The 19,244-nt window shown below is 76.0% G+C and carries 17 protein-coding genes; 7 read left to right on the top strand and 10 right to left on the bottom strand.

Going from position 1 to position 19,244, the window contains the following annotated elements:
* Positions 1–108: 108 nt before the first annotated feature.
* The 3 genes from HLV61_RS21080 to HLV61_RS21070 all read left to right on the top strand — a co-directional run bounded on the left by HLV61_RS21080 (position 109) and on the right by HLV61_RS21070 (position 3,449).
* Complete coding sequence (locus HLV61_RS21080) at positions 109–1,164, top strand: substrate-binding domain-containing protein (protein WP_369259022.1); 1,056 nt, start codon at positions 109–111, stop codon at positions 1,162–1,164.
* A gap of 62 nt (positions 1,165–1,226) precedes the next feature.
* Complete coding sequence (locus HLV61_RS21075; protein ID WP_369259020.1) at positions 1,227–2,408, top strand: Gfo/Idh/MocA family protein; 1,182 nt, start codon at positions 1,227–1,229, stop codon at positions 2,406–2,408.
* 33 nt (positions 2,409–2,441) lie between these two features.
* Positions 2,442–3,449 (top strand): sugar phosphate isomerase/epimerase family protein, encoded by a 1,008-nt coding sequence (locus HLV61_RS21070; protein WP_369259018.1) that lies wholly within the window; start codon positions 2,442–2,444, stop codon positions 3,447–3,449.
* Between the two features lie 52 nt (positions 3,450–3,501).
* Here the strand turns inward: HLV61_RS21070 and HLV61_RS21065 are convergent, their stop codons facing one another.
* From HLV61_RS21065 to HLV61_RS21050, 4 genes are all read right to left on the bottom strand, one after another.
* Positions 3,502–3,921 (bottom strand): hypothetical protein, encoded by a 420-nt coding sequence (locus tag HLV61_RS21065; RefSeq protein ID WP_369259016.1) that lies wholly within the window; start codon positions 3,919–3,921, stop codon positions 3,502–3,504.
* Entirely contained in the window at positions 3,918–4,451 is a 534-nt protein-coding gene (locus HLV61_RS21060; RefSeq protein WP_369259014.1) for a cupredoxin domain-containing protein, read from the bottom strand. The genes HLV61_RS21065 and HLV61_RS21060 overlap by 4 nt, the downstream gene beginning before the upstream one ends.
* A gap of 107 nt (positions 4,452–4,558) precedes the next feature.
* Positions 4,559–5,491, bottom strand: a complete 933-nt coding sequence (locus HLV61_RS21055; protein WP_369259012.1) for an alpha/beta hydrolase family protein — start codon at positions 5,489–5,491, stop codon at positions 4,559–4,561.
* Entirely contained in the window at positions 5,488–5,832 is a 345-nt protein-coding gene (locus HLV61_RS21050) for a hypothetical protein (RefSeq protein ID WP_369259010.1), read from the bottom strand. Before HLV61_RS21050 ends, HLV61_RS21055 begins: the two co-directional genes overlap by 4 nt.
* Positions 5,833–5,887: 55 nt before the next feature.
* Between HLV61_RS21050 and HLV61_RS21045 the strand changes: the two genes are divergently transcribed.
* Complete coding sequence (locus HLV61_RS21045; protein WP_369259008.1) at positions 5,888–6,424, top strand: helix-turn-helix domain-containing protein; 537 nt, start codon at positions 5,888–5,890, stop codon at positions 6,422–6,424.
* 92 nt (positions 6,425–6,516) lie between these two features.
* Here the strand turns inward: HLV61_RS21045 and HLV61_RS21040 are convergent, their stop codons facing one another.
* The 3 genes from HLV61_RS21040 to HLV61_RS21030 form a co-directional block, all read right to left on the bottom strand.
* Entirely contained in the window at positions 6,517–7,038 is a 522-nt protein-coding gene (locus HLV61_RS21040) for a hypothetical protein (RefSeq protein ID WP_369259006.1), read from the bottom strand.
* Positions 7,039–7,112: 74 nt separating this feature from the next.
* Positions 7,113–8,711, bottom strand: coding sequence for a DEAD/DEAH box helicase (locus HLV61_RS21035; RefSeq protein WP_369259004.1), 1,599 nt, complete (start codon positions 8,709–8,711; stop codon positions 7,113–7,115).
* A 273-nt stretch (positions 8,712–8,984) separates the two neighbouring features.
* Entirely contained in the window at positions 8,985–9,962 is a 978-nt protein-coding gene (locus tag HLV61_RS21030) for a GlxA family transcriptional regulator (protein ID WP_369259002.1), read from the bottom strand.
* Between the two features lie 73 nt (positions 9,963–10,035).
* Between HLV61_RS21030 and HLV61_RS21025 the strand changes: the two genes are divergently transcribed.
* On the top strand, positions 10,036–11,349 hold the full coding sequence (locus tag HLV61_RS21025) for an MFS transporter (protein WP_369259000.1): 1,314 nt from the start codon (positions 10,036–10,038) through the stop codon (positions 11,347–11,349).
* 80 nt (positions 11,350–11,429) lie between these two features.
* Here HLV61_RS21025 and HLV61_RS21020 read toward each other — a convergent pair whose 3' ends face one another.
* Positions 11,430–11,777: a nuclear transport factor 2 family protein gene (locus HLV61_RS21020; protein WP_369258998.1), complete on the bottom strand. Its 348-nt coding sequence runs from the start codon at positions 11,775–11,777 to the stop codon at positions 11,430–11,432.
* Positions 11,778–11,932: 155 nt separating this feature from the next.
* Here HLV61_RS21020 and HLV61_RS21015 point away from each other — a divergent pair, with 155 nt between their 5' ends.
* Positions 11,933–12,799 (top strand): endonuclease domain-containing protein, encoded by an 867-nt coding sequence (locus HLV61_RS21015; RefSeq protein ID WP_369258996.1) that lies wholly within the window; start codon positions 11,933–11,935, stop codon positions 12,797–12,799.
* 77 nt (positions 12,800–12,876) lie between these two features.
* On the opposite strand, the gene HLV61_RS21010 is transcribed toward HLV61_RS21015, so the two are convergent.
* Both HLV61_RS21010 and HLV61_RS21005 read right to left on the bottom strand, forming a co-directional pair.
* Entirely contained in the window at positions 12,877–14,508 is a 1,632-nt protein-coding gene (locus HLV61_RS21010; protein ID WP_369258994.1) for a GMC family oxidoreductase, read from the bottom strand.
* Positions 14,505–16,043 (bottom strand): aldehyde dehydrogenase family protein, encoded by a 1,539-nt coding sequence (locus HLV61_RS21005; protein WP_369258992.1) that lies wholly within the window; start codon positions 16,041–16,043, stop codon positions 14,505–14,507. The genes HLV61_RS21010 and HLV61_RS21005 overlap by 4 nt, the downstream gene beginning before the upstream one ends.
* 140 nt (positions 16,044–16,183) lie before the next feature.
* On the opposite strand from HLV61_RS21005, the gene HLV61_RS21000 reads away from it, so the two are divergent.
* Positions 16,184–19,219: a sacsin N-terminal ATP-binding-like domain-containing protein gene (locus HLV61_RS21000; RefSeq protein WP_369258990.1), complete on the top strand. Its 3,036-nt coding sequence runs from the start codon at positions 16,184–16,186 to the stop codon at positions 19,217–19,219.
* Positions 19,220–19,244 lie beyond the last annotated feature (25 nt).

The following is a 19,244-nucleotide window of genomic DNA, read 5'->3' as shown; positions in this document are numbered from 1 at the left end:
CCTCCCGGCGCGCGATCCCGCACGCCGGAGCGCACCACCCACCGGACCTCCCGTCCGGTGGTGTCCCACCCCGGCTCCCGCACAGGGGGCGAGACCCGAGGAGAGCACATGTCTGCAACGAGGCAGCGCCCGTTCCGCCGTCTGCCGTACGCCACGGTCGCCCTGCTCAGCGCAGGCGTGCTCGTGGCCGGCTGCACCAGCAACACCCCGGAGGACTCCGGCGGTGGTGGCGGCGCCAACGAGGCCGCCAGCGCCAACGACGAGCCCGGCGAGACCGTCACCATCGGCTTCTCCGCGCCCGCCGCCGACCACGGCTGGATGGCCGGGATCACCGAGGCCGCCCGCGCGGAGGCCGAGAAGTACGAGGACGTCGAGCTCGTGGTCGCGGAGGGCACGAACGACGTCAGCACCCAGATCAGCCAGGTGGAGACGTTCATCAACGACGGCGTCGACGCCATCGTGCTGCTGCCCTTCGACGGTGCGGCGATGACCCCGGTCGCGCTGCAGGCGATGGAGGCCGGGATCCCGGTCATCAACGTCGACCGCGAGTTCGACAGCCCGTTCGCCGCCCGCGCCACCATCCTGGGCGACAACTACGGCATGGGCGTCTCGGCCGGCACCTACGTCTGCGAGCAGCTGGGTGACAACCCGAACGCCGTCGTCGCCGAGATCGCCGGCATCGACTCGCTGCCGCTGACCCAGGACCGCAGCCAGGGCTTCGCCGACGCGCTGGCCGACTGCGGGCTCAACGTCGACAACCGCGTGGCCGCGGACTTCACCGTCGAGGGCGGCGAGGAGGCGGCGGCGAACCTGCTGCAGGCCGCCCCGCAGATCGACGCCATCTGGAACCACGACGACGACCAGGGCGTCGGCGTCCTGGCCGCCATCCAGAACGCCGGCCGCGACGAGTTCTTCATGGTCGGCGGCGCCGGTTCGGCCAACGCCATGCGGGCGATCCAGGAGGGCAACTCGGTCCTGCAGGCGACGGTCATCTACCCGTCGACCCAGGGTGCCGACGGCATCGCGCTGGCCCGCCTGGTCGCGCAGGACAGGAACCTGTCCGACGTCGCCTCCCAGGAGGTCCCGCGGCAGATCGTGCTGAACGCGCCGGTCGTGACCGCGGACAACGTCGACCAGTACATCGACAGCGCCTTCGAGTCCTGACCCCCAGGGGCGGGGCCGCCGGTCCGCCGGCGGCCCCGCCCCACTCCCCGAGGAGATCCCAGATGACCTCGCCCGACCGGCCGACCCTCGGGGTGGGCCTGATCGGCTACGCCTTCATGGGCGCGGCGCACTCGCAGGCCTGGCGCACCGCCCCCCACTTCTTCGACCTCCCGCTGCGCCCCGACCTGCGGGTGCTGGCCGGCCGCGACGCCACCCGCGTGGCCGAGGCCGCCGGGAAGCTCGGCTGGGCCGGGACCGAGACCGACTGGCGTCGCGTCGTCGAGCGCGACGACGTGGCCCTCGTCGACGTCTGCACGCCCGGGGACACCCACGCCGAGATCGCGATCGCCGCGCTCGAGGCCGGCAAGCACGTGCTCTGCGAGAAGCCGCTGGCCAACTCCGTCGCCGAGGCGGAGGCGATGGCCGAGGCCGCCGCCCGGGCCGCCGCCCGCGGGGTGCGGTCGATGGTCGGCTTCACCTACCGCCGTGTGCCGGCGATCGGCCTGGCCCGCACCCTCGTCGCCGAGGGGCGGCTGGGCCGGATCCGCCACGTGCGGGCGGCCTACCTGCAGGACTGGATCGCCGACCCGTCGGCACCGATGTCCTGGCGGCTGGAGAAGGACAAGGCCGGCTCCGGCGCGCTCGGTGACATCGGTGCCCACGTCGTCGACCTGACGCAGTACATCACCGGCGAGACGGTGACGGGTGTGAGCGCGCTGCTGGAGACCTTCGTCAAGGAGCGTCCGCTGCCGGCCGCCGCCGGGTCGCTGTCCGGCGTCGCCGGGGAGGGCATGGGGCAGGTGACCGTCGACGACGCCGCGGTGTTCCTGGGCCGCTTCTCCGGCGGGGCGGTGGCCACCTTCGAGGCCACCCGCTTCGCCCTGGGCCGCAAGAACGGCATCCGGATCGAGATCAACGGGTCCGAGGGCAGCCTGGCGTTCGACTTCGAGGACATGAACGTCCTGGAGTTCTTCGACGGCGCCGATCCCGCCGAGCGCGCCGGCTTCCGGCGGATCATCGTCACCGAGCCCGAGCACCCCTACGTCGCCGCGTGGTGGCCGGCCGGTCACGGTCTGGGCTACGAGCACGGGTTCACCCACCAGGTCGTCGACCTGGTCACCGCGATCGCCAAGGACGAGGACCCGACGCCCTCGTTCGCCGACGGACTGCAGGTCCAGCGCGTCCTCGACGCCGTCGAGCGCAGCGCCGCGGCGGACTCGACCTGGACGCCCGTCTCCGCCTGAGACCCACCCCCGCCGACCCGCAGGAGGAACCGCATGCCCCGTCCCGTCACCCTGTTCACCGGCCAGTGGGCCGACCTGCCCTTCGAGGAGGTGTGCCGGCTGGCCTCCGGGTGGGGGTACGACGGCCTGGAGATCGCCTGCTGGGGCGACCACCTCGACGTCGTGCGTGCCGCGGAGGACGACTCCTACGTCGCCGACCGCAAGGCGATGCTGGAGAAGCACGGCCTGTCTGTCTTCGCGATCTCCAACCACCTCAACGGCCAGGCCGTGTGCGACGACCCGATCGACGAGCGGCACCGCGGCATGGTCAACCCGCGCGTGTGGGGCGACGGCGACCCCGAGGGCGTGCGGCAGCGCGCGGCCGAGGAGATGAAGGCCACCGCCCGTGCCGCGGCGAAGCTGGGCGTCACGACCGTCGTCGGGTTCACCGGGTCGAAGATCTGGAAGACCGTGGCGATGTTCCCGCCGGTGCCCGAGTCGATGATCGAGGACGGCTACCGCGACTTCGCCGACCGGTGGAACCCGATCCTCGACGTCTTCGACGAGGTCGGCGTCCGGTTCGCCCACGAGGTGCACCCGTCGGAGATCGCCTACGACTACTGGACGACGGTCCGCGCCATGGAGGCGATCGGGCACCGCGAGGCGTTCGGGCTCAACTGGGACCCGTCGCACTTCGTGTGGCAGGACCTCGACCCGGTGTCGTTCATCTGGGACTTCAAGGACCGGATCTACCACGTGGACTGCAAGGACGCGAAGAAGCAGGTGGGCAACGGCCGCAACGGCCGGATGGGCTCGCACCTGCCCTGGGCCGACCCGCGGCGCGGCTGGGACTTCGTCTCCACCGGCCACGGCGACGTCCCGTGGGAGGCCTGCTTCCGGATGCTCAACACGATCGGCTACGACGGGCCGATCTCGGTGGAGTGGGAGGACGCCGGGATGGACCGCCTGGTCGGCGCCCCCGAGGCGCTGGCCTTCGTCCGCCGGCTGGCCTTCGACCCGCCGGCCGCGGCCTTCGACGCCGCCTTCTCCAGCGGCAACTGAGGAGCCGGGCGCTGGACCGGTGGGCTCCCGCCCGCCTTCTCCAGCGCCCGGGTCAGCGGCCGGTCCGCCGCGTGGTGAGGACGACGAGTGCGACGAGGACGACGACGGCGGCGGCCTCCACCCAGAACGACTCCCACCACAGGGTCGCCGCGGTGGTCTCGACGAAGCCGAACAGCCCCACCGTCGTCGACACGACCAGCGCGGCCAGCGACCCGGCGGCGAACAGGGCACCCAGCGTGGCCGCCCACGGCACCAGGCGCGGGGGCACGCCCAGGAGCAGCAGCGCGCCACCGACCCCGAGCACGGACTGCACCAGGAACGCCGGGCCGATCACGTCGATGCCGCTGTAGCCCTGCTGCCACAGGTAGCCGTGGATGACGGCGATGGCCACCAGCAGCACCGCGCCGGCCAGCCGCAGCAACGCGATCGCGACGCCGGTCCGCGAGGAGCGCGTCGCGGTGCGCCCGCTCACGCGCCGACCACCACGGTCGTCGCCATGCCCATGGCGCGGTGGTTGGCGATGGAGCAGTAGAAGACGTACTCGCCCTCCTCGAGGGTGACCGTGAGCGTGGCCGACGCGCCCGGGGCGATGGTCTCGGTCGCGGCGACGTCCGCGCCGTCCCGCTCGACCACCAGGTCGTGGGTGGCGTTCCCCTCGTTGACCACCTCGAGGGTGTAGCTGCCGGGGGAGAAGGAGTCCTCGGAGAGCTCGATGTACATCTCGCCCTCGGTCGCGGTGACCGTCCGGGTCTCGGCCGGTGCGGGAGCCGCCGCCGAGGCGGTGCTCTCCGGTGCGGCGCTGCTCGGCACCGGGCTGCTCGGTGCGGCGCTCCCGGACGTGGTGCTCCCGGGCGACGGGCTCTCCGAGTGCTCGCCCTCGGCGTGGGCGCTGGCCGAGGCGGCCGGGGCGGTGGCGCCCTCGCCGTCGTCGGAGCAGGCACCCAGCAGGGGAAGGGACAGGACGAGGGCCAGCGCCGCAGCGCGGCGGGTGGGGTGGTGCACGCGAGCCTCCTCCGGGCCGACGGTGGTCCCGCCCCGGCAGCGGCCCACCGTTGGCCCGCGATACTGCAGGTCCGCAGCCGTTCCCCGGAACCCCTTCCCGTCCCGGATCAGGACACGGACGGAACGGCTCCCACCCGCCGGCACCACGTCACCACGGTGGCCAGCACCTCGGCGTCCACGGGCCGGCGGAGCTCGCCGCGGTAGGAGCGCAGCGACGCCGGCCCCGGCTGGCGGCGCAGCGTGTGCGTGAGGTCGGGGACGCACAGCGTCTCGACCGGGCCGGGGACCGTCGCGGCGATCCCGGCCAGGTCCTCCGGGTCGACCTGCAGGTCCTTCGCCCCGGTGACCGCCAGGACGGGCACCGACAGGCGGGCGAGGTCCGTCCGCGGGTCGTGGGCCAGGAACTCGCGGTGCCAGCGTGCGTTGACGCGGGCACCGCCGATGCGCGCGACGTCGGCGGTCGTGGCCCGGATGCGCTCGTGGTTGGCGGCCACCTTCGACTCCAGGTCGATCCGCAGCAGCCGCAGCAGCCCGCGGACCGGCGCCGGCAGGGTGGGTGCGATCCGCCGCGCCTGCCGGCACAGCAGATCGTCGCCCGGTGTCGCCGACCCGGCCAGCAGCACCACCCCGGCCACGGGGACGCCGCGACCCGCCGCGATCGCGGCGAGCAGTGCGCCCTCGCTGTGGCCGGCCAGCAGGATCCGGTCGCCGTCCACCTCCGGCCGGGCGGCGAGGGCGTCCCGCGCCCGGACCAGGTCGTCGGCGTTGTCGTACAGGCCGGCCCGCCGCCAGTCACCGGGGGTGCCGCCGACGCCGCGCTTGTCGTAGCGCAGAGAGGCCAGTCCGCCCTCGGCCAGGGCGTGCGCCAGCTCCCGCGTGACGCCGAAGCGCATCCTCCGGTGGTCGGAGTCGCGGTCCAGCGGCCCGGAGCCCGGCGCCAGCAGCACCGCGGGGACGGGGCCGGAGGAGTCCGGGAGGGTCAGCGTGCCGGCCAGCGGGGGATCACCGGGGACGGTCACCGGCACCTCGCGCGCGCTCACCGCCGGGCGCCCGAGACCGCCGCCGCGACGGCCGGCGCGTCGTCGACGGTGACCAGGGCGGCGTCGAAGCGCTGCCCGGTGAGCTCGAGGCGGACGGCGGGGCCGCGGCGCACACTGACGAGGGTCTTCGTGCCGCGCCGGCGCCACGTGCCGATCCGGCGGGTGGGCAGGCCGAGGCCCGGCGCCCGGAGCCCGCGGACCGCGGCCAGGCCCTCGGGGACGACCTCGGCCGAGCGCACCGCGGACAGCGGGACCTCGAGGTCGCGCAGCAGGCCGAACACCTCCTCGGCCGGGGTGAGGGAGATGCGGAGGGTGCGGGGTGTCGTCTCGATCGTGGCCATGGCATCATCGTTCTCATCAGCGATACCGTTGTCAAGAGTGAGAGAGGTCGATGGCGTGGCGTCTGCGGACCTGCTCCTGCACCCGGTGCGCCTGCGCGTGGTGCAGGCGCTGCTGGGGGACCGGACCCTGACCACCGGGGACCTGCACGCCGAGCTGCCCGACGTCCCCGTGGCCACGCTGTACCGCCACGTCGGGGTGCTCGCCGAGGCCGGGTTGCTGGAGGTGGTGGGGGAGCGCCGGGTGCGCGGGAGCACCGAGCGCACCTACCGGCTCGTGACCGCGGCGGCCTCCGTCGGGCCGGAGGAGGCGGCGGGGATGACGCCCGAGCAGCACCGGCGCGCGTTCGGCACCTTCGTCGCCGCGCTGCTGGCCGACTTCGACCGCTGGGTCGACGCCGGTGCCGCCGTCCCGGGCGGACTGGACGCCGCCCGGGACGGGGTGGGCTACCGGATGACCGGCCTGTGGCTGGACGACGACGAGTTCGCCGCCCTGGTCGCGGACCTGCGGAAGGTGCTGGGCGACCGCCTGCGCAACGAGCCCGACGGCGAGCGCCGCCGTCGCCTCGTGGGGACGGTCCTCCTGCCCGGCTGATCAGGCAGTCGTACGGCGTCCGGTCCGGTCTGGCCCCGTCCCGGGTCCCGCCCTGAGCTCGCGGAGGGTGGGACCCGGAACGGGGTCCTTGCTCAGGCGGCGCGAGCGGTCCTGCGCTCGGCCTTCCGCTCGGCCCGCGACACCCGCTTGTTGGCCTTGGCCAGGGTCTTGGCGGCCTTCTGCACCCGCTTGGAGCCACGGTCGACGGTGCCGCGGGTGAGCAGTCCGACGCCGATGCCGAGCAGCCACACGTCCTTGGCGACCGACAGGCCCTGCTCGGTGGGGGCCAGGCTGCCCTCCTTGCGCATGCCGGGCGTGCGCAGGTAGAGGCCGAGCAGTCCGCCGGCGAAGCCGGTCAGCACGGCGCCGGCCAGCGCGGTGGGCACGAACGGCGTCAGCAGCGCGGCGCCGACGGCGATCTCCGCCGTCGACAGCGCCTGCACGAACTGCTTCGGCTCGACGTCCTTCAGGAACGGGTAGGTGCCGCTGGCGAAGCCGTGCAGGCCCGCCGCGGTCTGGTCGTCAGCGGCACGCTTGCCCAGCCCGCTGTTGAGGATGAACGCGCCGGCCGAGATCCGGGGACCGATCTCGGACAGGGTGATGGGCAGGGCCATCGGGCACCTCGCAGGGTCGTCGGGGACGGTCGGGAGGACTCTTCCCGACCGTCCCCTCCACGACACTCCCCGGGTCAGCGGCCTCCGCGCCGGCCGCGTCCGCTGAACGACGACGCCGAGTGCGTCCCGGCCCGCGCGGCGAGCTCGGCCCGGGTGCGGGCCGGGCCCGCGGGACGGCCGGCACCGCCGGTGCGCGCGGTGCTGCGGCCGCCGGACGACGCGGACGCCGTCGTGGCGGTCGCCGAGCCGCCGGAGCCGCCGCGACGGCGCCGTCCGCCGCCCTCGCCCTGCGGCTGGGGGGCCGGCGCCGGAGCCGGCTCGACGTACGGCGCGGCCGGGCCGGTCAGCACGGTGATCTGCTCCGCGCCGGGGCGGACGGAGCTCACCACCGGCGTGATCCCGGCCTGGCGGGTCAGCGTGCGGACCTCGCCGTTCTGGTCCGGGGTGGACAGCGTGACCACCGTGCCGCCGGCACCGGCGCGCGCGGTGCGGCCGGAGCGGTGCAGGTAGGCCTTGTGCTCCGTCGGCGGGTCGACGTGCACGACCAGCGCGACGTCGTCGACGTGGATGCCGCGGGCGGCGATGTCGGTCGCGCACAGCACGCGGGTGCTGCCGTTGCTGAACGCCTCGAGGTTGCGCTCGCGGGCGTTCTGGCTGAGGTTGCCGTGCAGGTCGACGGCCGGGACGCCCGCGGCGCTGAGCTGCTTGGCGAGCTTCTTGGCCTGGTGCTTGGTACGGGTGAACAGCACGCTGCGGCCCAGGCCCGAGGCGAGCTGGCGCACGACCTCGGGCTTGTCGGCGGCCGACACCTGGAACACGTGGTGGGTCATCGTCGACACCGGCGCGACGGCCGGGTCGACCGAGTGCGTGACCGGCGCGGAGAGGTAGCGCTTGACCAGCACGTCGACGCCGTTGTCCAGCGTGGCCGAGAACAGCATCCGCTGGCCGACCTTGGGCGTGCGGTCCAGCAGGCGCTTGACGCCGGGCAGGAAGCCCAGGTCGGCCATGTGGTCGGCCTCGTCGAGGACGGTGACCTCGATCGCGGACAGGTCCGCGTGGCCCTGGCCGATCAGGTCCTCGAGCCGGCCGGGGCAGGCGATGAGCACGTCGACGCCGGCGGCCAGCGCCTGCACCTGCGGGTTCTGCCCCACGCCGCCGAAGACGACCGTCGTGCGCATGCCGAGCGCGCGGGCCAGCGGCTCGACGACGGCGGCGACCTGGTTGGCCAGCTCGCGGGTCGGCACGAGCACCAGCGAGCGCGGCTTGCGGGCCTGGCGCCGAGTGGTGGAGGCGGCCAGCCGGGAGACCAGCGGGAGGGCGAAGGCGATGGTCTTGCCCGAGCCGGTGCGGCCGCGGCCGAGCACGTCGCGGCCGGCGAGCGAGTCGGGCAGCGTCGCGACCTGGATGGGGAACGGGGCGGTGATGCCGCTGGCGGTGAGCACCTCGACCAGCGGCGCGGGGACGCCGAGCTCGGCGAAGGTGGTGTCGGTCGGCAGCACGGTGGGGACGTCGCCGGCGGGGATCTCGACCGCGGGGACGGCCTCGGGGGTGGGGGTGCTCGCGGTCGTCGTCGCGGGGGCCGCGGCGGTGCCCGTCCCGCGGCCTCGGCCACGGCCGCCGCGGCGGCGCGGCCGGGAGGTGCCGGCGGGGGAGGGGGTGTTCGGGGAGGTCATCGGTTCCTCGGGCGTTTCGGGTCGCCGTCGTCGGTCACCGTGCGCAGGCGCTGCCCTCAGGTGGGCGGGGCGCGCCGGCGGCGACGTCGGACAGCCGGGCGCGCCTCCGTGGCGCTGCACCAGCCCGACGTCGAGTCCTGCAGCTCCGGATGAGCGAGGGCAACGCCGGTATGCCCCACTCAACCAGACGCGGCCGCCGATCCTGCCGCCGGCGGGAGGAGTCGCGCGTCACACCACCCCTCCGAGGGGGGCCTTCGTAGCGCTGTCTGCTGCTCAGGCGCCGCGGTAGGTGCGCCGGTAGACGCCGGGCGCCACCCCGATCGAGGCGCGCAGGTGCTGGCGCAGCGACGCCGGGGTGCCGAAGCCGGCGTCGGCGGCGACCCGGTCGATCGAGGCGTCGGTGGACTCCAGCAGCCGGCGGGCCAGCGCGATCCGCTGCGAGGCCAGCCAGCGCAGCGGCGACTGGCCGGTCTCCTCCCGGAAGCGGCGGGTGAACGTGCGCACGCTCATCCGCGCGTGCGCGGCGAGGCCGGCCAGCGGGAGCGGCTCGGCCAGGTGCTCGAGCGCCCAGGCGCGGGTGGCCGCCGTCCCGGTGTCCCCGACGTCGGGCAGCGGGCGTTCGACGAACTGCGACTGCCCGCCCTCCCGCCACGGCGCGACGACGTTGCGCCGCGCCACCCGGTTGGCCACCTCGCTGCCGTGGTCGCGCCGCACCAGGTGCAGCAGCAGGTCGATGCCCGCGGCGTTGCCGGCGCTGGTGAGCACGTCGCCGTCGTCGACGAAGAGCACGTCGGGGTCCAGTCGCACCGCGGGGAAGTGCCGCGTGAAGGCGGCGGCGTGCATCCAGTGCGTCGTCGCGGGCCGGCCGTCGAGCAGGCCGGCGGCGGCGAGGACGAAGGCGCCGGTGCAGATCGACAGCATCCGGGCGTGCCCGGCGGCGTCGCGCAGCGCGGTGGACAGCTCCTCGGTGACCCGGCCGTCGGCCATCGCCGCGCCGCCCTGCACCCCGGGGACGACGACGGTCGAGGCGCCCTGCAGCAGCGTGGCGTCGTGCTCGGGCGTGATCGAGTAGCCGGCCGAGGTGCGCACCGGGCCGCCGTCGAGGGTGGCGACGCGCACGCGGTAGAGCGGGCGCTCGCCGGCGTCGACCGCGCCGCCGAGCAGCCGGTGCGGCAGGCCGAGCTCGAAGGCGATGGTGCCGGGGAGGGCGAGGACGGCGACCTCGTGGCGCGGCGTCGGACCTGGTGCCATGGCCGGATCCTTGCACGTGTTGGCCGTCGGGCCACTGGTCCGGGGTCCGGGCGGTCCGTCATGCTCTCCGGTCGTGACGACGCGGACCGCCCGGATCCACCCCGCCTGGTGGGTGGCCGCCGTGACCTTCCTGGCGCTCGTCGGCGCCGCCGCCTTCCGCGCGGTGCCCGGCGTGCTCATCGACCCGCTGCGCGCGGAGTTCGGCTGGTCGGTGTCGACGATCTCGGCGGCCGTCGCGGTCAACATGGCGCTCTACGGGCTGACCGCGCCGTTCGCCGCCGCGCTGATGGAGCGGTTCGGCATCCGGCGGGTGGTGGTCGGCGCGCTGCTGCTCACCGCGGTCGGCAGCGGCCTGACCGTGTTCATGACGGCGAGCTGGCAGCTGGTGCTGCTGTGGGGCTTCGCGGTCGGGCTCGGCACCGGGTCGATGGCGCTGTCGCTGGTGGCCACGGTGACAGGCCGCTGGTTCGTCGCGCGGCGCGGGCTGGTCAGCGGCATCCTCACCGCCGGCGGCGCGACCGGTCAGCTGGTGTTCCTGCCCGTCGTCGCCGCGGTCGCGCAGACCAGCGGCGGATGGCGGGCGGCCTCGCTGGGGACCACCGCCGCCGCGCTCGCCGTCGTCCCGCTGGTGGCCTGGCTGCTGCGCGACCGCCCGCGCGACGTGGGCGCCGTCCCGTACGGCGGGACCGCCGCCGACGACGTCGACCCGGTGCGCACCGGTGCGGCCCGCACCGCCCTGCGCGGGCTGGCGGAGGCGTCGCGGTCGCGCCCGTTCTGGCTGCTGGCCGCGGGGTTCCTCATCTGCGGCGCGTCGACGAACGGGCTGGTGCAGCCGCACTTCATCCCGGCCGCGCACGACCACGGCATGCCGGTGACGACGGCGGCGTCGCTGCTCGCCGTCGTGGGGATCTTCGACATCGCCGGCACGGTGTTCTCGGGTTGGCTGACCGACCGCGTGGACCCGCGGGTGCTGCTGCTGGCCTACTACGCGCTGCGCGGGTTCTCGCTGTTCCTGCTGCCGCCGCTGTTCGGGCCGGACCTGCACGTCAGCATGGTCGCGTTCATCGTCTTCTACGGTCTGGACTGGGTGGCCACGGTGCCGCCGACCCTGGCGCTGTGCCGCGAGCACTTCGGGGCGAGGGCGCCGGTCGTGTTCGGGTGGGTGTTCGCCTCGCACCAGATCGGCTCGGCGCTGGCGGCCTTCGGCGGCGGCGTCATCCGCGACGTCACCGGCTCCTACGACCTGGCCTGGTTCGGCGCCGGCGCGCTGTGCCTGGTGGCCGCGGCGCTGTCGATGTCGATCCGCCGTCGTCCCGTGCCGCCGGAGACGCCACCCGCCGTCCCCACCGACCCGACCACCGCCTCCGCCGCCACCACCCACGGCTGAGGGGCCCTTGTAGCGCTATTGGCTCACGGGGCCGGCCCGAGGGGCCTTCGTAGCGCTGATGGCTCCACCTGCCCCGCGGGTCAACCCAGGTGCTCGAGGGTGAGGCGGACGGTCTGCAGCCGGATCTCGCCGTCGCGGATGACGAACGTGTCGACGCCGTCGAGCACGCGGGCCTTCTCCGCCACCGCGGTCCACTCGATGAACAGCACGTCGCCCTCGAAGACCCGCGTGGGGATGTCCCACACGGCGTCGGGGAGCTCGCCGAGCAGCGACGCGAACAACTCCCGGACGCCGTCGCGGCCGCGCACCACCTGGTCCGGGGTAATCAGCACGGCGTCCTCGGCGTAGTCGGCGGCGATGGCGTCGGCCTCACCGGCGCCGATCGCGGCCACGTGGTGCTCGAAGACCTCCTGGGGCGTGCGCGCCATGGCTCCTCCTCGTCGCGGGGAGGTCCGAGGATGCCCCGGCCGGCCCGGCGCGGACACCCCCTCCCGCACGCCTCGGGGAGCCTGTGTGGCGCCATCGGCTCCCGCGCCTGTGGACAACGGCCGTCGAGGTCCGCCCGGTCGACGACGCTGCCCCGGTGTCCGTCCACCGCCGTCTCCTCCCGGGGGTCTTCGTCGGCAGCACCGCGATCGCCGAGGGCTTCCTGACGCGTACCCAGTTGCGTCGGCGGAGCTACCGCCGGCTCGCCCAGGGCGTCTACGCAGACCCGGGCCTGCCGTTCGACCACCTGCTGCGCTGCCGCGGCGTCGCGCTGCTCCTGCCACTGGGAGCCGCGATCGGCGGGCACTCCGCAGCGGCCTGGTACGGCGCCCCGTTCGCCGCGACGAACGACCAGGTGACCGTCGTCTGCCCGGAGGAGGTCCGCTGGCGCGGCCCGCGGGAGGCCGCCGTCCACCACACCGTCCTGCAGCCGTCGGACGTCGACCTGCTCGACGACGTCCCGGTGACCACGGCGCTGCGGACGGCGTGGGACGTCTCGACCCTGGAACCACTGACGACCGCGGTGGCGGCACTCGACGCGATGGTCGCCGCGAAGCACCTGACGACGGGCGATCTCGCCGCCATGGCCGACCGTGGTGCCGGGCGGTGGGGCGTGACCCGGGTGCGCCGGGCGGTGCCGCTCGTGGACCCGCGGGCCGAGTCACCGCAGGAGTCACGGCTGCGGGTGCTCCTCGCGCTGGCCGGGCTCGCGCCGGTGCCGCAGTTCGAGGTCGTCGACGACGGCGGGTTCGTCGCCCGCGTCGACCTGGCGTTCCCCGACGTCCGTCTGGCGATCGAGTACGAGGGCGGGCACCACTTCGTCGAGGACCAGATCGCCCGGGACGACGAGCGCCTCGAACGGCTGCGCGCCGCCGGCTGGCGGGTCGTCCGGGTGAGCGCCGCCGACCTGCGGGACCTCGACGCGCTCCTCCGCCGGATCCGCGCGGCGCTCGCGGCCGGCTGAGGAGCCATCAGCGCTACAAAGGCCCACCCCGGGGCCGCCCCCCGGGGAGCCACCAGCGCTACGGAGGCCTCCCGGGGTCAGGCGGTGGCGACCAGGGCGGGGTCCACGGCGCGGCCGGCCAGCAGGTCGGCGGCGCGCTCGGCGATCATGATCGTCGGCGCGTTCGTGTTGCCGCGGACCAGGGTCGGCATCACCGAGGCGTCCACCACCCGCAGGCCCTCGACGCCGTGCACCCGCAGCTGCGGGTCGACGACGGAGTCGCCGTCGGTGCCCATCCGGCACGACGACACCGGGTGGTACAGCGACTCGAGCGTGTCCCGCACCGACTGCCGCACTTCCTCCCGCGTGCGCACGGAACCGCCCGGCGACCACTCCTCGGCCAGCACCTCCGCCAGCGGCCCCACCGCGGCGATCTCGCGCGCCTTCTCCACGCCGGTCACCAGGGCGTCGAGGTCGCGCTCGTCGGTGAGGTAGCCGGCGTCGATGGCCGGCGCCCACGTCGGGTCGGCCGAGCGCAGCCGCACCGAGCCGCGCGAGTGCACGTGCACCAGGACGGCGGCCGCGGTGAACGCGTCGACGTCGGGGTCGACCTCCGCCTGGCGCCAGAACTTGACCGGCAGGAAGTGGTACTGCAGGTCGGGCTGGTCGAGGTCCGGGCGCGAGCGGGTGAACAGCCCCGCCTCGGCCAGGTTCGACGACAGCGGCCCGCGCCGGGCGCCGAACCACCGCGCGTACCCCGACGGCGACTCCGCCCGGAACAGCGACTTCCCGGACCGCACGTTCCAGATGACCGGTACGAGCGGGTGGTCCTGCAGCCCACCACCGACCCCGGGCAGGTCGTGGACCACGTCGACGCCGACCTCGCGGAGGTGGGCGGCGGGCCCGATGCCCGACAGCATGAGCAGTTGCGGGGAGTTGACCGCGCCGCCGCTGAGCACGACCTCGCCGGCCGCGTGCGCGGTGTGCGTCTGCCCGCCGCGCCGGTACTCCACGCCGGTGGCCCGCCCGCCCGACAGCAGCACCCGGGTGGTGAGCGCGCCGGTCAGCACGGTGAGGTTCGGCCGCTGCAGTGCCGGGCGCAGGTAGGCGTCGGCGGCGGACCAGCGGCGGCCGCGCTTCTGCGTCACCTGGTACTGGCCCACGCCCTCCTGGCCGGCGCCGTTGAAGTCGTCGTTGCGCGGGTGGCCGGCCTCCAGCGCCGACGCGACCACCGCGCGGGTCCACGGGTGCGGCGAGCGGAGGTCCTCCACCCGCAGCGGCCCGCCGACGCCGTGGAAGCGGTCGGCGCCGCGCGCGTTGTCCTCCATCCGGCGGAACAGCGGCAGCACCGACCCGTAGGACCACGACGGGTCACCGGTGAGCTGCGCCCACTCGTCGTAGTCGGCGGCCGCACCGCGGACGTAGATCATCGCGTTGATCGACGACGACCCGCCGAGCAGCTTGCCGCGCGGCCAGAACAGTCCGCGCCCGCCCAGGCCCGGCTGCGGCTCGGTCGTGTAGTTCCAGTCCCGCCGCGTCCGCCAGACCTTGTACATCGCCGCGGGGATCTGCACCTCGAGGACGTCGTCGGAGCCGCCGGCCTCCAGGAGCAGGACCCGCACCGACGGGTCCTCGGTCAGCCGGGCGGCCAGCGCGCAGCCGGCCGAGCCGGCCCCGACGACGACGACGTCGTACTCCGCCCCGGGTGCCGGGTCCTGCACGCCGTTCACCGGTGTCGCCCGTGCACCATGCCCATCACCCGCGCCAGCGCGTCGGCCGCGGCCGGCGGGCGGGTGAACGACATGAGGTTCACCGGCAGGGCCACCCGCTGGCGGGTGATCGCCTTGGCGCGGGTGAACTCCTTGAGCCCGTCCTCGCCGTGGATCCGGCCGAAGCCGCTCTCGCCCACGCCACCGAAGGGCAGCGCCGGGATCGAGGCGAACGTCAGCACGGAGTTCACGCTGGTCATGCCGCTGCGCATCCGGCGGGCGAGGTCCATCGCGCGCGCCGTCGAGCGGGAGAACACCGCGCCGGCCAGCCCGTAGGACGACGCGTTGGTCCGCTCCAGCGCCTCCTCGGCGTCGGCGACCCGAGTGATGGTGAGCGTCGGCCCGAAGGTCTCCTCGCGCACCGCGGACGAGGACTCGGGGACGTCGAGCAGCACGGTGGGGGAGACGAAGCCGCCGTCGACGGTGCCGCCCAGCACCGCCCGCCCGCCGGAGGACGTCGCGTCGTCGAGGTGCCGCCGCACGACGTCGGTCTGCGCGGCCATCGTCATCGGGCCGTAGGCGGCCTCGTCGTCGGAACCGGGACGCAGCCCGCGCACCCGCTCGGTGACCTCGGCGACGAACCGGTCGTACACCGGCGCGGTGGCGTACACGCGCTCGATGCCGATGCAGGTCTGCCCGGCGTTGCTCATCGAGCCCCAGACGGCGGCATCGGCCGCGGCGGCCACGTCGGCGTCGTCGTCGACGATCATCGCGTCCTTGCCGCCGAGCTCCATGAGCACCGGGGTGAGCGTCTCGGCGCAGGTGGCCATCACCGTGCGGCCGGTGGTGGCCGAGCCGGTGAAGGCGAGCTTCCCGACGCGGGCCCGGCACAGCGCGGCGCCGGTCTCGCCGTGGCCGGTGACGACCTGGAAGGCGTCGGCCACGTCGGGGACGGCGGCCCGCCAGGCGGCGGCCAGCCACGCGCCGACGGCCGGCGTGTACTCCGAGGGCTTGAAGACGACGGCGTTGCCCGCGGCCAGCGCGTAGGCGATCGAGCCCATCGGCGTGAACACCGGGTAGTTCCACGGGCCGATCACGCCGACGACGCCGAGCGGCTGGTACTCCAGGTACGCGGCGTGGTTGGCCGCCAGCATCCCGGCGCGCACGCGGCGCGGGCCGAGGGTCTTCCGGGCGTGCGCCCCGGCCCAGGCGAGGTGGTCGATGGCCAGGGTGATCTCGAGGATCGCGTCGGCGTGCGGCTTGCCGTTCTCCCGGTGCACCAGGTCGGCGAGCTCGTGCATCCGGCGGGCCAGGTAGCCGCGGTAGGCCGCCAGCCGCTGCCGGCGGCCGTCGTACCCGAGCTCGGCCCAGCGCCGCGCGGCCGGGCGGGCCCGCTCGACGGTTCCCTGCACCGCGGCGGCGTCGTGCACGGGGAAGACGCCGACGACGGCACCGGTGGCCGGGTCCGTCGACTCGAAGGTCTCGGTGGTGGCGTGCCGGTCGACCGTGCCGGCGGCGGCTGCGGTGACCGTGTCCATCTGCTCGGCGAGCGACATGTGGCGCAGGTTACCTGCCAAGTTACCGACGCGTAGGCAGAGGACCCCGTCCCCCTCCCGCCTCGCGGGCTCGGCGCGAGCCTCCCGACGGGGCCGACGAGGGCGCGTCCGGGGCACCCGCGCGCTGCCATGCTGACGCCGTGGGCGACCCCTTCGACACCGCGGGCCTGCGCCGCCGGGTGCTGGCCGCCTGGGCCGACTCCCCGGCGCGCTTCCGCGAGGACGCCAACGCCGAGGAGGACCTGGTCCGCGGCGGCTACCGCGACCGGCTGCTGGTCGAGCTGGCGCAGAACGCCGCCGACGCCGCGGTGCGCGCCGGCGTCCCCGGGCGGCTGCGGCTGGAGCTGGTCGACGTCGGCGGCGGTGCCGAGGTGCTGCACGCCGCCAACACCGGGGCGCCGCTCGATGCCGCCGGGGTCACCGGGCTGGCCACGCTGCGCGCCTCGGCGAAGCGGGACGCGGTGCGGTCGGTCGGCCGCTCCGTGGTCTCGAGCGGGCCGCAGCACCAGACGATCGGCCGGTTCGGGGTCGGCTTCGCCGCGGTCCTCGCCGTCAGTGACGAACCCGCCGTCCACTCCACTGCCGGCGGCGTGCGGTTCAGCGCGGCGCACACCCGCGCCGAGGTGGCCGACCTCCCGGCGCTCGCCGCCGAGCTGGCCCACCGCGACGGCGCCGTGCCGGTGCTGCGGCTGCCGTGGCCGGCCGACGGGCCGCCGCCCGCCGGCTACGCCACCGAGGTCGTCCTGCCGCTGCGCGCCGGCTCGCGGGCCGCCGTCCGCGCCGCGCTGGAGCAGCTGGAGGCCGAGCTGCTGCTGGCGCTGCCGGGGCTGGCCGAGGTCGAGGTCGTCGTCGACGGGACCGCGCGCCTGCTCAGCTGCGCGGCCGAGCCGCCGCTGGCCCGCGTCCGCGACGGCGAGCGCACCACCACCTGGCGCCTGGCCACCCGCAGCGGTGAGCTGCCGGCCGCGCTGCTCGCCGACCGGCCGGTCGAGGAGCGGGCCCGCCGCGGCTACACGGTGACCTGGGCCGTCCCCCTCGACGACGACGGCCGGCCGGTGCCGCCGGCCGGGCGCCGGGTGCTGCACGCGCCCACCCCGAGCGACGAGCCGCTGTCGCTGCCGGCGCGCCTCATCGCCCCGTTCCCGCTCGGCCCCGACCGCCGGCACGTGGCCCCCGGCCCGGTCGCCGACGCGCTGGTCGCCGTCGCCGCGGACACCTACGCCGACCTGGTTCCCGCCCTCGCCGGCGACCCCGCGGTGCTGGCGCTGGTCCCGCGCATCGGCCTGGCCGCCGCCGAGCTCGACGCGGCGCTCGGCTCGGCGGTCCTCGACCGGCTGCGCGCCGCGGCCTGGCTGCCGGCCGCCGACCCCGACGACGACGCCCGGCAACCGCCCGCCCGCGCCGCGGTCCTCGACGACGACCGCGAGGAGCGGGTCGCCGTCCTCGCCGGTGTCCTGCCCGGGCTGCTGCCGGCCGGCTGGTCACGGCGCGACGGCGCCCCGGCACTGGCGGCCCTGGGCGTGCGGCGGCTCGGCCCGGCCGCGGTGGCCGAGGCCGTCGCGGGGATCAGCCGCCCGCCGGAGTGGTGGGCGCGGCTGTACGCCGCGCTCGACGGCGCCGACCGCGAGGAGCTCGGCGCGCTGCCGGTGCCGCTGGCCGACGGGCGCACCGCCGCCGGCCCGGCCGGCGTCCTGCTGCCCGCCGACGACCTCCCGGTGACCCGCCTCGGTCCGCTGCACCTGCGCGTCGCCGACCCCGCCGCCGTGGCGCCACCGGCCGCGCGGCGGCTGCTCGAGCGGCTGGGTGCGCGCCCGGCGACCGCCGCCGTCGTGCTCACCGACCCCGCCGTGCGGGCCGCGGTGGAGGAGTCGGTGGACGCGGTCGAGGAGGGGTGGGACGACGGCGACCCGGCCGCCCTGGCCGAGGCGGTACTGGCCCTGGTCACCGCCGCCGGCACGGTGCCCGGCGAGCTGCCGTGGCTCGCCGAGCTCGCGCTGCCCGACGCCGACGGCGCCTGGGCGCCCGCGGGGGAGCTGCTGCTGCCGGGGGCGCCGCTGGCCGCGGTGCTCGGCGACGGCGCGCTCGGGACGCTCGACCCGGACTTCGCCGCGCAGCACGACCCGGCGGCCCTGCGCGCGGCCGGGGTGCTGGCCGAGTTCGCGCTGGTGCGCGCCGAGGACCCCGACGACCTCGACGTCGACGCCGCCGACGAGTGGGCCGACGCCGTCGTCGACCGGCTGCCGCCCGGCGCGCCGCCGCCGCCGTGGCCGCCGCTGACCGCCGTCCGGGACCTGGAACTGGTCGCCGACTGGAGCCGCGCGCTGCCGCTGCTGGCCGCGCTGCCCGAGCAGGCGTGGGCCGACGTCGTCCTCCACGGCGTGCCGGTGCCCGGCTACCTGCGCTGGTGGCTCGGCACGCACCCGGTGCTCGACGGCCGGCGGCCCGACCGGCTGTGCGCGCCGGGCAGCCGGGAACTGCGGGGGCTGTACGACCCCGCGACCGGTCCGGCGGCGGTGCTCGAGCGGCTGCGCCTGCCGGCCACCGTCGACGACGTCCTCGCCGACGCCGACACCGCGATGGACCTGCTCGAGCGGCTGGGCGATCCCGCCCGCGCGGTGCCCGCGCCGGTGCTGCGCACGGTGTACGCCCACCTCGCGGCGGCGCTCGACGGCGTCGACGTCGACCCGCCGGCGCGGGTGCGGGTGGCGCCGGACCGGGTCGCCGACCCTGCGCGCGAGGCCGTCGTCGTGCTCGACGCCCCCTGGCTGCAGCCGCTGACCGACGCGCTGCTCGTGCCGGCCGGTGGCGCGCCGGGGCCGGTGGCCGACCTGCTCGACCTGCCGCTGGCCGGCGAGCGGGTGCGGGCGGAGGTCACCAGCACGCCGGTGCGCCGGCTGCCGTGGGCCGCGGTGCCCGGCGCCGACCTCGCCGCGGCGCGCCTCGGGGTGCCGGAGCTGACCGGGGAGGTCGCCGTCCACGAGCCGCTGCTCGCCGGCGGCCGGGCGGTGCCGTGGTGGCCCGGCGAGGCGGTCGACTGCGTGGACGGGAGCCCGGCCGCGCTCGGCCGGGCGCTGGCCTGGCGGGCCGGTGCCTGGCCGCTGCGCCAGGCACTGGCCGAGGCGTTCGCCGAACCCGCCCGCTCGGCCGACCTCGCCGCGGAGGACGCGGTCCGGTGACCTGGCGAGTGGCCCCTCTGCAGGG

Origin of the sequence: Geodermatophilus amargosae (assembly GCF_041028265.1) — a bacterium.
GTDB classification, from domain to species: domain Bacteria; phylum Actinomycetota; class Actinomycetes; order Mycobacteriales; family Geodermatophilaceae; genus Geodermatophilus; species Geodermatophilus amargosae_A.
The sequence above is the reverse complement of the archived record's forward strand: the minus strand, read 5'-3'. Positions and strand labels throughout refer to the sequence as shown.

Excerpts from the sequence above, each read along its gene's own strand:
- HLV61_RS21035 (WP_369259004.1), bottom strand. The coding sequence starts at position 8,711 with ATGACCTCCCCGAACACCCCCTCCCCCGCCGGCACCTCCCGGCCGCGC.
- HLV61_RS21030 (WP_369259002.1), bottom strand. The coding sequence starts at position 9,962 with ATGGCACCAGGTCCGACGCCGCGCCACGAGGTCGCCGTCCTCGCCCTC.
- HLV61_RS21020 (WP_369258998.1), bottom strand. The coding sequence starts at position 11,777 with ATGGCGCGCACGCCCCAGGAGGTCTTCGAGCACCACGTGGCCGCGATC.
- HLV61_RS21080 (WP_369259022.1), top strand. The coding sequence starts at position 109 with ATGTCTGCAACGAGGCAGCGCCCGTTCCGCCGTCTGCCGTACGCCACG.
- HLV61_RS21075 (WP_369259020.1), top strand. The coding sequence starts at position 1,227 with ATGACCTCGCCCGACCGGCCGACCCTCGGGGTGGGCCTGATCGGCTAC.
- HLV61_RS21005 (WP_369258992.1), bottom strand. The coding sequence starts at position 16,043 with ATGTCGCTCGCCGAGCAGATGGACACGGTCACCGCAGCCGCCGCCGGC.
- HLV61_RS21070 (WP_369259018.1), top strand. The coding sequence starts at position 2,442 with ATGCCCCGTCCCGTCACCCTGTTCACCGGCCAGTGGGCCGACCTGCCC.
- HLV61_RS21050 (WP_369259010.1), bottom strand. The coding sequence starts at position 5,832 with ATGGCCACGATCGAGACGACACCCCGCACCCTCCGCATCTCCCTCACC.
- HLV61_RS21040 (WP_369259006.1), bottom strand. The coding sequence starts at position 7,038 with ATGGCCCTGCCCATCACCCTGTCCGAGATCGGTCCCCGGATCTCGGCC.